Origin of the sequence: Clostridium neuense (assembly GCF_045310695.1) — a bacterium.
Taxonomy (GTDB): domain Bacteria; phylum Bacillota; class Clostridia; order Clostridiales; family Clostridiaceae; genus Clostridium_S; species Clostridium_S neuense.
Window position 1 is genome coordinate 106,688 of record NZ_JBJIAA010000009.1, and the last position, 14,333, is coordinate 121,020.

Sequence of the window (14,333 nt, forward strand, 5' to 3'; positions counted from 1 at the left end):
TTTTATAATTTCAAACTTTTGTATTATAACGCATCGGTTAAATCATTATTGATACTTTTACTTAATTATAGATTTCAATTAAAAATATTTATACAGTTTAGATGCTCTATAAGGTTTGAGTCATTTTATATAATAAAAAATTAATTTAAAAGCATAAGAAAAGAAAAAATAAAACAGCTTATAAATACATGCTTATAATAATACAAAGTGGTATCTACCAATGCATTAATTTATAGGCAATCACTTTTTATTACTGCTTAAAAGCTATTTTGTTTAAATAAAAAAGACCCAGTGTCTATCTTATTAGAACTGAGTCATTTTATTAATTTTCTTTTCCTTATGCCAAAATTGCCTTTTGTAATAATAATTCATTGAAATCTTTTGTATTGGTAGTTTTCAACGAACTTCTACCATCTACAATATTATAATTATTACTATAAATCATTTTAATTTTATGAAAAGCCTTATCTCCAGCACTATCATTATCTGTACAAATTATAATTTCTCTTATATCTTTATACTGCTTTATATAAGTATCAATTTTCTTGATTTTTTCAGCTCCACCAAGCCCCAATAACAGAGACTCTTGTATACTCTCATAATTAATCTGAAGAAATGATAAAAGGTCAATTGATGCTTCAAAAACTATTAATTTTTCTATTCTATCACCATTGTTTAGACTAAATCCATAGTTTTCGTCTGAATTCTTCTCAACAGATTTAAAACGCCTAAAAGTATTAGTTCCTACCAGTTCTGCTCCGACAACAGTACCTTTCTCATCAAGATATTTAAAAATCAAGTTATTTCTATTATCCTGACTAATAAGCTTCTTTCTTATTAGTTCATTAACAATGCTTGGATTTATTCCTCTTGTTTTACATAGATAGGCGTATGCTCTTTTCATATTACAGGCATAACATATTTCTATATTACTTTTTTCACCTTTAATAATTTTAGGTTTATATTCTGTAGAATTTGCCTCTTTAAAATAACCATTTAACAAATACTCAACGGCTCTTCTAAAGTTATTATTTGTAATGTTTTCTTTAACATATTGTATAATATCACCTTTTTGTAGCATTGATGTCCAACAATAAGTTAATATTCCATTTTTATATTTTAAAATTAGTGAACTATGTTCTCTACACCTATAATAATTTGTACCTTCTTTAATGAAATTAAATCCTTCTTCTCTTTCTAAGAATTCTTTAAAGTCTATACTTCTCGCTTCATTTATTTTATCTTTTGATATTAATGCCACTTTTATTTTCTCCTTCTTCTTTTGTATTTTTTACATTATACAAACATTAGAAGAAGAAAAATATAGTTAAACTGCTCTATAACGTTTTACCAGTAATTAACTTTAATTTTAACATTACATATCCCTTAAATCTTAATATACTAATAGTATCATGTTGCATATAATTGTTATTTTTATATCACATTTACCATTTAAAACCAAAGCTTTTGTATGCTATATATAGGTTTATGTTTTAGACCATGTGGTGAATATTCTGATAATTCACATTCATATATAAGAAAGCTGTACTTTAGACTAATATGATGATTTTTAACTTGAAATCTTAATAATTATGCTTATTGTACAAAACCCTACCATTCTCTAATATCTCAGATATAAATGTAGATTTATGATTTTTTAACACTTCAATTTCACTATTAGTATATATCAATAAATCAATAGGAATTTTCATCCCCCTTAAAAACTTTCTTATTTCTCTGCCTCTTTTATGTTTTTCCATAAGCATATCCTTGATAATTAATAGGTCTAAATCACTGTCCTCATTAGGTTTTCCATAAGCATAAGAACCAAACAATATTATTTTATTTGGGTTAATATTAGTTACAATTCTATTAACAATTCTATTTATATCATTGTCATTCAACATATCTATTTGCCTCTCTTTTGAACATCTTAGTTAATCGTTACTATACTTACATTTTATTTAATGATCTGCTCAATAAATAAGCTATATTGTGTATTACCAACACCTTAAATATGTATTGCTATACATTGCCATAAATAGATACAAATCATATTATAAACCGTATTTTTGTTAAGCTAAATTGTCTGTTTATATAAGTTTTATAAAAATGTAGTTTATGATATACACTTTTTATTCCAAGTCATAATTATAAAAATCACTTAATTGTATTTTAAATAGCTAAAAACAGTGTTGTAGATTAAAGAAAATAAAAAAGGTTAAAAATCACTGTTTTTAGGTTCAAATCAAAAATAGTATATGAATTATCGCTATAGTTTCAAACAAGTTTGTATTAATATGTAACATGTAGTATTATATAGAATATATCTTACTTTATAGATGCATTTAAAATCGTTTAGGAGGTAATATTATGTTTTGGTGTCCTAAGAAAAAAGATGTTGTTGAGTCCTGTCCATACACTGGTGATTGTTATTGTCCTGATGGAGCAGATGCGGAAAGTTGTCCTTATAAAAAAGACTAATGTAAAAACATTAGTCTTTAATTATTTCTCTAATAGTTATGATGCACAATAAATTATAAATGTGGATTAATAATATTTAGCTAAAGTAAAATCTTGTAGGTGACTATTTAGTTTTTTGTATTTATAATTATAAGTTATCTTTAGCAAAAATATATATCGTAAGCATTCCCCTCATTAAATTCTTATTTCTTTCTTGTTATTCATTTTTAATTTCTAATAAGGTTAAAATAAAAACTACAATGTATTCAAATTTATGTAGTTTTATAAAACCAAACATATAATAAGCCTTAATATTATTCATATTAAACTTTTTTATATGTTTGGTTTTATATTATATATTGGATATTCCATAAATGTTTTACGTTCTTCATCAGAAAGTTTTTCAAAATAATATTCAAAGTCTGATTTATTATCCAATAATATACTTATACCACATAAAATTGGGAAATTGCTCGCTTCAATCATTCTAATATCCATAAGTTCTTGTCTTTCTTCTTTTTCTAAAACCCCTACCCTTTTTTTTATTTGCAATCTATTAATTTTATAAACTACAGATACTCCATCATATTTTTCCAACCATTCACATAAGTTAAGTGCTGTAAATAAAGACTTAATAAGTTTCTTATTAATATCATATGCTTTTATAAGTTCTAAGATTAAAAGCGTTATACAATTAGCATATACATCATTGATTTGAACACTTTTTACTTCTTCCTCTATTATAGTTAAATCCAAGTTATTTGATTTAACTATATCATTAGCTTTAAGAATTGAATAAAAACTGCCCTTAATCTCTTTCTCATCTTTACATAAATGAATAGTGCATTGAAACATTTTATAAATTGAACTAAAGTAGTTATATATATTAATTATTTTATCTTTTCCTACTACAATCAGTAAAAGTATGTCAATATTTCCTATCTTAATGTGTTGAACTCCTGTTTTAACCAACTTAGATTTTACCTTTTTATTATATAAAACAATCTCCATTAGCGTATCAAGGTTGTCATAATCAGTTTTATTAAAACAATCCATATTCAATTCTTCATTAATGTTAAAAAAAACCATTAAATCACTAATACTATTTAAGTATCTTAAATTTCCACTAACTTGTTCTTTATCCTTATTCGATATATCCATCCCTTCAATTTTAATGTCTCCGATAAAGAAATATTTATTTCTTACTAATTCGTCAAGAAACTTAGCCTCTTTCAATCTTTCTGTCAAACTACCACCTGATTTAAAATTTAATTTTCCAGTAGAAGGGTTAAATTTTATATTTTTACCAATTATGACAAACATATCACTTTTAGACTCCGTAACACTATAGTTATCAAAGTAAGATTTTGAATTAATAGATATAGTTCTTGGTACTTGATGAGTTATAGTTTCTATGGATACTTTATCGATTGGTACTGGTATTGATTTTTTATTTTCTTTACCATAAATATATATTTCATTTTCAAGCATGTATCTATTAGGTTTAATTCCTCCAGTAAACACTGTAAAATTTACAATATTAAAGTTATGTAGGGTTTTCGAGTAGTTCACTGTACTATACTGTAGTTCTCTATTAAATAAAAACTCAAAGCATATGCTTTCTAAAGACTTAGCATTTGATTTATCAATAGGTTTTAATGTTGCTGATATTGTTTTTTGTGTATCATTTTTGGCTATTGATAGAATATTTCTAATATCTATCGGAAGTAAACTTTTGTAATATATTCTTACATTGTTTATACTAATAACTTCTACCACAAAAAATAAAACTCCTCCATCAACAAAATAATTTTTTAAATCTGCTGTTTCAAAAGAAAATGATACTGCATCATTACTAAATTTGTCAACTTTAGTTCCCTTGACTTGTATAGGTATCTTTCCCTTTAGATTTTTTTTCTTGATATCAGATGATTTATAAACAAAAATATTGCCATCCCACGATGGTGTTTTGTCATTATCGTCAATATATGGTTCTAATATATCACTTTCAAGTATTATATCTTTTACTCGATTAACTGCAATCAATTCCGTTTTATTATTATTCAATATAGCTCTCCCTTTCTCCTTGTGACCTATTTAACCAACAACCTATTTTTAACTTGATTTTATAGATTTTAAATACAACTCCACAAATTTTTCTCGGTCTTCTTTTGACATACTAAAAAGTTCACTATCTAATATAGTAGGATTATCTTTTATTAAATATTGATTTAATTGAATATATTTTTTTGTTGTATATTCAATTATTTCTTCCTTATCTTTAGCTTGTATTATCCACCATGGATAGAAAATAATCTCATATTCTCCTTTATCAAATTTTCGTAATGGATTTTCTATTCTAAAATAATTATTCAATTTATTTTGTTTAATATAAAAATTATAACTCAAAGTATCTACATACTTATACCCTGAGGCTGTATACTCCTTTGCCTTTTCCATAATTATATCGCTATATATATTATGATTAGTATTCATATTAGATTGCATATATTGAAATTCTTGTCCATATATTTTATATCTTATATTTTCTCCATCATCATAGTTATCGCTTAATCTTACATAGAACTGAAATGTATTAAACAAGTTGATATAACACCATAACTCTTTTCCATACCTAAACAAAATTAAATTATGAAATAATGTAAACTTTGTATGTAATTCTAAAAAATCATCAAATGCATTTCCTGGAACAAACGGTATTACTATTGTATTAAAATTAATACTTATCAGTTCTTTATTTTCACTATCTAATGTAACATCACATACATTAGAAATATTTTTAATATTTATTCCTAAATAGATTGCATAATTATATGCAATTTTAGATATTCCTTGCTTAAAATAATTATTATCTAAATTAAAATTTTTGAAAGCAACCCTCATTTCATTGAGACAGTTTTTTATTCGTTCATCAAGATTTTTAGTTCCAGCTTCTTTTTCTATTTTAATTAGTTCATTGCTCTTCTTTACTTTTGATTTTTTAATTACATCGGCAAATACCATTTTATTTTTGTTTCCTTCATTATATATTGCATATCCAGAACATTTAGGCGCATTATTCGAATTATTAGTCTTTTTAAAATTATTTATATTCGATATAAAAGGAACAAAAATATCACAAAATGATTTATCAATTAATTCTTCTAAATGAAAGTTACATCTATCACAGCAAATTTTCTCCGACTCTAATCTGCCTCCAATTGCATTTTGAATAATATGTTCACTACTTCTATACACTTTTGAGTAGTCAGTATTTCCCTTTGGTCTTTTAGCATCAATTATTTCTTTATTACAGTAATTACAATACATAAGCTTCTCTCTCTTTCCAATTTGTATCTTAATAATTAAAATTAATAAGTTTATATACTACTTATTAAGAAATACTTTCACCATAATATAACTATATTTTATTTCATATATGTTCTTCACTACTATTGCTTTTATTACATTATCTAAGGATTTGTAGCCATGTCAATAGCTTATTCATATATCTTAAAACATCTACTTATACTGAAGCTTTAATTTCTGTAAAAATTCAACATTCTAATTGTTCCAATTAGTGTACAAATACTTTCTATTATGTTATTTTTTACACCATATTATGTATTTTAAGAAATGCAGTGAATATTGTGACAATTATGGTGATCATAATACTTATATAGCTCTATGCAACTAATCATTAAATGCCGTTTATTTTATCATTATGAACTTATAATTTACTTATTATTAAAAAACTCTTTTTAGCACTATCCAAAATATTCTTGCATTCTTTAAAATCAAGCTTATTTAAACCAGCCTTTTTTAATGCACTTTCGTCTACAATTCCATTATGCATAATTGCATTTCTTAGCTTGTACATTCGTTTTAAGTGATAAAATGCATTTTCATCTAATTCAATTAAACTTTTACCTTTTATATATTTTAACAATACATTATAATATTGATCTAAATAATCATAATTTGAGACTGAAATACGATTAAAAATAATGTCATCTTTAGGCTCTAATTTTCCAATATACCTTCTTATAAAAGCTTCTACTGCTATACTGCAATATATTATAAAATCCTCATAAGATCTTTCATATAAAGATTTCTCTGCCTTGCTTAAATACAAATTAAATTTTTCTTCAACACCATCATCCTTAAATCCATTAAAAATATCATTATCTACATTACTTATTTTTTCAAGTGAATCAGATATCATATAATAATCAGTATATTGCTTTATTTCTTTTACACATTTAAATAATTTTGTATTAGGGGAATAAAAATTAAATTCTATTTCATTGCCAAAACAATAACTTATAGGTCTAATTGGAGGTTGTTCTATCCAAAACATGTTGGACTTATTTCTTAAATAGCTTAATATTTTCTCTAATTTTTTATTCACAACATTAAAAATATTATTTGTTTCTTTAAACGGTAACTCTACTATAAATTCATTTATATTTTTATCACCACGAAAAGTCGTTCTCTTTTCATAATCTAAATAATTGCAATTTTTATATATTGCTTCAATTCTTATATTACTACATGAACACGGAGGATACTCAGCTTTATATATATCCTCATTATTCTCATCATTAAATCTCATCTCTAAATCAAACATCTCAAACTCATTAAATTGAAATGAAAATCTATAATCTTTTTCCTCATTTAACTTTATAATGTATGGTAACTTAATAAACATCTCAACCTTAATACTCAACTTATATTACCCCCTGTTACTAAAAAATATATATTAATTAAACATGGATTTATGTAAAATTTAATCTTCGAAAAGTTTACTACTTAAAGTCTGGTATGAACCGTTTGATATTTCAATATAAAAAATTCATCTTGCAATTTCACTTTTTAATGTTAAAATAAAAATAAGGTGTGCGGAATTAAAAATTAAACATAGTCATATATAATTATTCTTTATTACCTGCTTGTAAAAGTAGTACAATAATTAATAATTTTCAAATTAATAAAGTTCTGAACCATTGATAAATCAAGTGGTTCAGAACTTTATTAAACAAGTAACCCTATAAGCCGAGTTCTGTATTAGACAATCATCTATCTAGATCTTACGTTACCATAAGATTCAAGCGATACTACCCGGAAGCGGGACGGGCCGCCCCAAAATGCTTCCCTATTCGATCTTGCTCCAAGTGGGGTTTACATAGCCGCAAAGTCGCCAATGCGCTGGTGAGCTCTTACCTCGCCTTTCCATCCTTACCTAAATAATTAGGCGGTATATCTCTGTTGCACTTTCCTTCAAGTTACCCTGACCGGGTATTACCCGGCACCCTGCCCTACGGAGCTCGGACTTTCCTCTCCTGCCATATTGGCAGCAGCGATTGTCTGGCTTACTTGCCTAACTATAATATCACACATAATCACATATTGCAATAAAAACATTTATTTAATACTACTTTTTTAACTTACTCTTTTTACTCTTTTCACCTGTGCTTTTGCCATCATAGTAAAGAATTCTTCCACAGTTATCACAGTGTACAATCTCTACTCCCCTGTGTATACTATCTATAGTCATAGCAGAGACCTTCATTTTACAGCCGTCACATACAGATCCTACCAGCTTTGCAACTGCACAATCATTATATTTTAATATTTTATCTATCTCATCAAGAATATATTGGGGGATATTCTTTTTTACATTTTCTATTTCTTTTTGAAAAAGCTTTATATTACTATCAGCTTCATCTATTTTTTTACTACTTTTATCTTTGTAATCATAGAAATTATTTTTTACATTTATAAGTTCCATTCTTAAGTTTTCAATATCTAAATTTATTTTTTCTTCCTGTTCTAAAAATTCCACAGCATCATCCTCAAGTCTTTTTAGTTCCTGCTTGCTTTTCTCAATTGACTTTTCAAGCTTGTCTATAGCATTTAAATCAGAACCAACCTTATTATACAGTTTAAACTCTTTTTCATCTATATCCTTTTTGCAATTTTTAATTTTTTCACTTATTTCTTCATAGCTTTTTTTTATGTCTTTACGAGTCTCCTTTTTTGAAATATACTCCTTCTTTTTGTCATCAAATTCCTTCTTTAGCTTTTTTAAAAAATAAATATGCGAGCCATCTTTTAATACCTTCTTATTTTTCTTTATTAAATCTAAATTATGCTGAAGTGAATATGCTAGTTCCATATTTTGCATTCTTTTTCCCTCCAATTTAATTTAATAGAATCATACGCTGAGCTTGGGTGTAGTTTTTAAAAATATTTTTTATTTGTTTTGTATTACATATATAGCGAAATAAACTGCTTTACTTGTTAGCAATAAAAAATACTAATTGTAAAATCAAAGTCCTCTTATCTTAACTCTTCGTGTGATATATCTATATATAAATAAAAGTAGACACAGTGAAAAAACCATATCTACTTTATTTTGTACGGATCAACATTACTATTTGATACATATACGTCAATATTTAATTTTCTTTCATCCAATGCACTTTGAAGTTTTGAAGCGGCAACCTTAACTGCTGGCCATTCAGTGCCAAAATGTCCAGCATCAATAATACACATACCAAGTTCATTATAATCACTAACATAATGGTATGAAGTATCACCTGTAATTATGCATTGTACACCAAGTTTCTTTGAACTTTCAAAAAAATCTTGACCACTTCCATTTATAATTGCAACTTTATATATTTTTGTATTATCATTTCCACAATATCTTAATTTTTTAATTCCAAGTTTATTCTTTACATTAAGGCATAGATTTTCAAGGGTAATTGGAGTTCGTAGTTCAACTAATCTTCCTATACCAGAATTATCATTGCCATAACTAGCTGCAATAACCTTGCCCCTACCAAAGCCAAGAAGTTCTACAATTATATCATTTAACCCTCCTTGCACACTATCAAAGTTAGTATGAGCTGAATATAAATTAATCTTATTTTCAGCAAGCCTTAGTATTTTTGTTCCTTGAAGAGTTTCGTTTGTTATAGAATTAGGTCTTCTAAAAAGAAGTGGATGATGAGTTACTATAGTATTGCATTTTTTTAATACAGCCTCATCTATTACATCCAAAGTACAGTCTAGTGCCATAAGCACAGAATTCACCTCAGCTTCTGTATTTCCAACCATAAGCCCAACATTATCGTAATCCTCTTTTAAATTTTTAGGTGCAAATTCTTCAATTATATAGCACAAATCCTTTACTTTAAAAGACATGAAAACAACTCCTTAAGAATATAGTTTTTATGAACTAGTTCTTCTTTCCTCTTCAATGCATTACTATTACAAAGATCTATATTATCAATTATATGCTTATTTTTTTTAATTTTATACTCAACATACTGCTTTATAAGTGGATGTTTTTTTTCAATAAGCTTTTCGCTTATTTCATAATATATATCATCCTTAATTACGACATGATTATCGTATCCTACCTTTATTATCTCATAATATTTGTTTTCGTCAATACATAATTCTTCATCAAAAATGTTAAAACCTTCATTATATAAATATTTCCTAAGCACTTCCGGGTTTTGAACCGGTTGAAGTACAGCATATTTTAAGGATTTAAACACTTCCAAATTCTCATGTATAATATCACTTATGAGATTTCCTCCCATGCCTGATATAACAGCACAGTCCACCTCATTCGGATTTATAGTGCTTAGTCCTGCCCCTAACCTGCATTCTATTCTTTCTTCCATTCCATATTTTTTTATATTAATTTTTGCTTTACTTATAGGTCCCTTCTTAATGTCCGAGGCAATCGCAGTACTGCATACGCCATTCTTTATAAGATATATGGGAAGGTATCCATGATCCGTTCCTATATCTGCAATACACCTGCATTTATCAATCATAGAGGCGACGCATTTTAATCTATTTGATATTTCCATACTTTCTCCTTAAACCTTAAAATAATTGCAAAATTCTTATCTGTATTATAAAAAAAACAGAAGATATTATAAGTGATATATATATATATTTATATGCCAACTTTCTACTATACTTAGAATAAAAATATGATACATAATACATACAAAATAATATAATCATATTATATGCTCCATACATCATCTGCTTAAAAGCAAATCCTTTAGCCGTTCCATATACTATAGGGTTAAATTTAGCATCAAAGCTAAGAGGCATTTTGGCAGGCAGCATGTCCTTCCAATAAAATATAAACGGAACTATGGTCATTGCAAGAATAACTATAGTTACAATTACAAAAGGAATCATAAAGTGTCTGTCTTTTCCTAAATTTAATCTTTTATTTTTCTGGTATGCCCAATGTTCAAACGGTATGTTTAAACTCCTCAATTTATCTTCTATTTCTTTTACATTTTCAGGTGAAATAGCATATATCATCTCTTTAATCTTTATATAAATAACATTTTCTGTAGAAGTACAATACATGTTAGTAGTACCTATATTTTCAACAAAAAATATTCCAAAGGCAAATTTATTTTTTCCATAGCCTGAAAGTTTTATGCCATTAATCTCACCTTCAGATTTTTGGTACATATCCATTTCTTTAAAAGGTATTGAAACTTTTTTCAACCCATTAAAAGCTGTTATATATAAATTATCTTCATCATAATAATACTTAAGTGTAATGCATTTCAGCAAGTAATAGATTTGATACAAATTAAATACTACTAAAAACACCTTAAAGAAAACTATAATCGTATATGTATTAATATAGTTACCTATTACAAGTGTAACCATATTAACCAGTACTGAAACTAAAATCACATCTATAGCTAAAAATATGCTTTTGCAAGGTTTTATATACTTCAAGTTTTCACCTTCTTCTAATCTTAATAAAATTCCAGATAGTATTATAGAACTAGTTGCATCTATATCTAAATCACCTTAATGAAAATAGAAAGGACATTGAATCCTTTCTACTATGGATATACTGTTATTTAAAATCATCTAAACTTTTTTAGTCAAGATAATCCTTTAGCTTTTTACTTCTGCTTGGATGTCTTAACTTTCTTAAAGCCTTTGCTTCTATTTGTCTTATTCTCTCTCTTGTAACATTAAATTCTTTTCCAACCTCTTCAAGCGTTCTAGCTCTACCGTCATCCAAACCAAATCTTAACCTTAAAACTTTTTCCTCACGTGGAGTTAACGTATCAAGAACATTTATAAGCTGCTCTTTAAGCATTCTAAAAGCTGCTGCTTCTGCTGGTGCTGGTGCTTCATCATCAGGTATAAAATCACCCAAATGACTATCTTCCTCTTCACCAATAGGTGTTTCTAAAGATACTGGCTCTTGTGCTATCTTCATTATTTCTCTAACTTTATCTACGGACATATCCATCTCTTTAGCAATTTCCTCTGGTTGAGGTTCTCTTCCAAGTTCCTGCAGAAGACTTCTGGATACTCTTATAAGCTTATTTATAGTTTCAACCATATGAACAGGAATTCTTATAGTTCTAGCCTGATCCGCAATAGCTCTTGTTATAGCCTGCCTAATCCACCATGTTGCATAAGTACTAAATTTAAATCCCTTACCATAATCAAACTTTTCAACTGCCTTTATGAGTCCTAGATTACCTTCCTGTATTAGATCAAGGAAAAGCATTCCTCTACCAACATACCTTTTAGCTATGCTTACAACCAACCTTAAATTTGCCTCTGCAAGCTTCTTTTTTGCATATTGATCGCCATTTTCTATTCTTTGAGCCAACTCTATTTCTTCATCAGGACCTAAAAGAGGCACTTTACCTATTTCTTTAAGATACATTCTAACTGGATCATCAATGGCAATGCCTTCAGGTATTGTGAGATCAAGATCTTCCTCTTCAACCTCAACTTCATTCATATCACCAATTACTTCTATTCCAACAGACTCCAGTACCTCATATATCTTTTCAATTTGCTCTGGATTTAAATCAATTTCTTCCAGCTCATCAATTATTTCTTTATAAGTAAGACTTCCCTTTTTCTTTCCCTTATCAATTAGAGTTTTAACTATTTTCATTTTTTCACTTTTTTGACTTATATTATCTTTTTTTGTATTATTACCAGCAGCATTCTTATTTTTCATTAATGATACCTCCTTCCGTTAATTACAGATTGTTTAACTTGCTTTGTACTTCTTCTCTTTTCTTTATGAGTTCAAGCGTTTCTTGAAACAATCCTTTTTCTTCAAGTATCTTTATTTTATTCATAATTTCCTTTTTCGACTCCTCTAACCTAAATTTTTTAATATTTACAATAAAATCATCTATCAGTTTCCTTTCATTACCATCGGAAAGTATTATATTCTCACTAGCTATTTTAATCCATTCAGAATAACTTTCTTCATCATCACATTTAGCTTCAATCATCTTTAGCACGTTTTTTTCATCAAGTTTATTATCTTCTTTAACCACATTTATTATGTTTGTATATATCTTTTTATGACTATCTATTATTAAATCTTCGGAGTTAATTTTAGAGATAATATAATTTAACATGCTCTTATTTTGTATCATAATTTTTAAAAGTGATCTTTCAGATTTAATATATGCTGATTCTACATATAAATTTTGTCCATAATTATCCATTTTATGCATATCATAGCCATCTTTTTGAGACTTTTCACTTAACAAATCATATATAGCCTGCTCACTTATTCCTGTTTTTTCTGACACCATTTTTATATATACATCTTTTTCTACAGGATCTAAATCTTCAATTATGGTAGAAACTTCCCTGATATATTTTATAACACTCTCATTATCCTTAAGATTGACCCTCTCAAAGGCTTCTTTTAATCTATAATCTACTATTGGAAGCGCATTATCTATAAGCCTCATAAAAGCTTCCCTGCCATTATTTTTCACAAATTCATCCGGATCTTTACCCTCAGGTACTTTTATTATACTTACTTCAAGACCAACTTCCCTCAATATTTTGAGACCTCTTAGAGTCGCCATTTGCCCTGCTGCATCGGCATCATAGGATATAATAACTTTATCAGCATATCTCTTCAAAAGTTTTGCCTGATTTTTAGTAAGAGCTGTTCCCAGCGATGCCACCGCATTTTTTATACCATATTGATGCAAGGATATGCAATCCATATATCCTTCTACAATTATAAAAGTTCTATTAATGTTGTTCTTAATAGCAAAATTTAATCCATAGAGATTTATACCTTTTTTGAATAATGCAGTTTCTGGGGAATTTAAATATTTTGGTTTTGAATCATCTAAAACCCTTCCTCCAAACCCTATGACCCTACCTCTATAATCAAAAACAGGAAAAATAACTCTATTTCTAAATCTATCATAAAAGGAATTGTTCTTTTGTATTATAAGGCCAGCTTTTATTAAATCCAGCTCTGAATAGCCCTTTTTTTTCATATAATACAAAAGCCCATTCCAGTTATTTTTTGCGTAACCTAATCCAAAACTTCTAATTACACCTTCTGTAATGCCTCTTGCCATAAAATAATTTTTAGCTGCCTTATCAATTCTTAAGTTAGAAAAAAAGTATCTAGCAGCTTCAACATTAATTTTATATAGTTTATTATTTTGGTTTACAATTTCATTATGTTTAGCATCATTATTCTCAATTGAAATATTAACCTTATCACCTAAAAACTTAACAGCCTCGACAAAAGGAAGGTTTTTTGTTTTCATAACAAATGTTATTACGTTCCCGGATTCTCCGCATCCAAAGCATTTGTATATTTGTTTTTCTTGAGACACACTGAATGATGGTGTCTTTTCATTGTGAAAAGGACAAAGTCCTAAATAATTATGACCTGCTCTTCTTAATTTTACTTTTTCAGATACAACATCAACTATATCATTTAAATCTTTAATTTTTTGAATAACCTCTTCACTTATCAATAAGACATTCCACCTAACATTATA

The 14,333-nt window shown here is 27.3% G+C and carries 11 protein-coding genes and 1 other RNA gene; all 12 read right to left on the bottom strand.

Going from position 1 to position 14,333, the window contains the following annotated elements:
- Positions 1–337: 337 nt before the first annotated feature.
- The 12 genes from ACJDT4_RS12005 to dnaG all read right to left on the bottom strand — a co-directional run bounded on the left by ACJDT4_RS12005 (position 338) and on the right by dnaG (position 14,309).
- Positions 338–1,261: a DUF3991 domain-containing protein gene (locus ACJDT4_RS12005; protein WP_406787814.1), complete on the bottom strand. Its 924-nt coding sequence runs from the start codon at positions 1,259–1,261 to the stop codon at positions 338–340.
- Positions 1,262–1,583: 322 nt separating this feature from the next.
- The gene (locus ACJDT4_RS12010; RefSeq protein ID WP_406787815.1) at positions 1,584–1,907 is read right to left on the bottom strand and encodes a nucleotidyltransferase domain-containing protein; all 324 of its coding nucleotides are present in this window, start codon (positions 1,905–1,907) and stop codon (positions 1,584–1,586) included.
- 889 nt (positions 1,908–2,796) lie between these two features.
- On the bottom strand, positions 2,797–4,530 hold the full coding sequence (locus ACJDT4_RS12015; protein WP_406787816.1) for a hypothetical protein: 1,734 nt from the start codon (positions 4,528–4,530) through the stop codon (positions 2,797–2,799).
- 48 nt (positions 4,531–4,578) lie between these two features.
- A complete protein-coding gene (locus tag ACJDT4_RS12020) occupies positions 4,579–5,793 on the bottom strand; it encodes an HNH endonuclease (protein WP_406787817.1) in 1,215 nt (404 codons plus the stop codon).
- Positions 5,794–6,193: 400 nt separating this feature from the next.
- The gene (locus ACJDT4_RS12025; protein ID WP_406787818.1) at positions 6,194–7,192 is read right to left on the bottom strand and encodes a hypothetical protein; all 999 of its coding nucleotides are present in this window, start codon (positions 7,190–7,192) and stop codon (positions 6,194–6,196) included.
- Between the two features lie 306 nt (positions 7,193–7,498).
- An RNA gene (gene rnpB, locus ACJDT4_RS12030) (RNase P RNA component class A) lies at positions 7,499–7,842 on the bottom strand.
- 55 nt (positions 7,843–7,897) lie between these two features.
- Positions 7,898–8,650 (bottom strand): zinc ribbon domain-containing protein, encoded by a 753-nt coding sequence (locus ACJDT4_RS12035; protein WP_406787819.1) that lies wholly within the window; start codon positions 8,648–8,650, stop codon positions 7,898–7,900.
- 221 nt (positions 8,651–8,871) lie between these two features.
- Entirely contained in the window at positions 8,872–9,675 is an 804-nt protein-coding gene (locus ACJDT4_RS12040) for a Nif3-like dinuclear metal center hexameric protein (protein WP_406787820.1), read from the bottom strand.
- Complete coding sequence (locus ACJDT4_RS12045) at positions 9,660–10,355, bottom strand: tRNA (adenine(22)-N(1))-methyltransferase (protein ID WP_406787821.1); 696 nt, start codon at positions 10,353–10,355, stop codon at positions 9,660–9,662. Before ACJDT4_RS12045 ends, ACJDT4_RS12040 begins: the two co-directional genes overlap by 16 nt.
- Positions 10,356–10,371: 16 nt before the next feature.
- A complete protein-coding gene (locus ACJDT4_RS12050; RefSeq protein ID WP_406787822.1) occupies positions 10,372–11,259 on the bottom strand; it encodes a PH domain-containing protein in 888 nt (295 codons plus the stop codon).
- A gap of 148 nt (positions 11,260–11,407) precedes the next feature.
- Entirely contained in the window at positions 11,408–12,517 is a 1,110-nt protein-coding gene (gene rpoD, locus ACJDT4_RS12055) for an RNA polymerase sigma factor RpoD (RefSeq protein WP_406787823.1), read from the bottom strand.
- A 22-nt stretch (positions 12,518–12,539) separates the two neighbouring features.
- On the bottom strand, positions 12,540–14,309 hold the full coding sequence (gene dnaG / locus ACJDT4_RS12060) for a DNA primase (protein WP_406787824.1): 1,770 nt from the start codon (positions 14,307–14,309) through the stop codon (positions 12,540–12,542).
- Between the last annotated feature and the right edge of the window lie 24 nt (positions 14,310–14,333).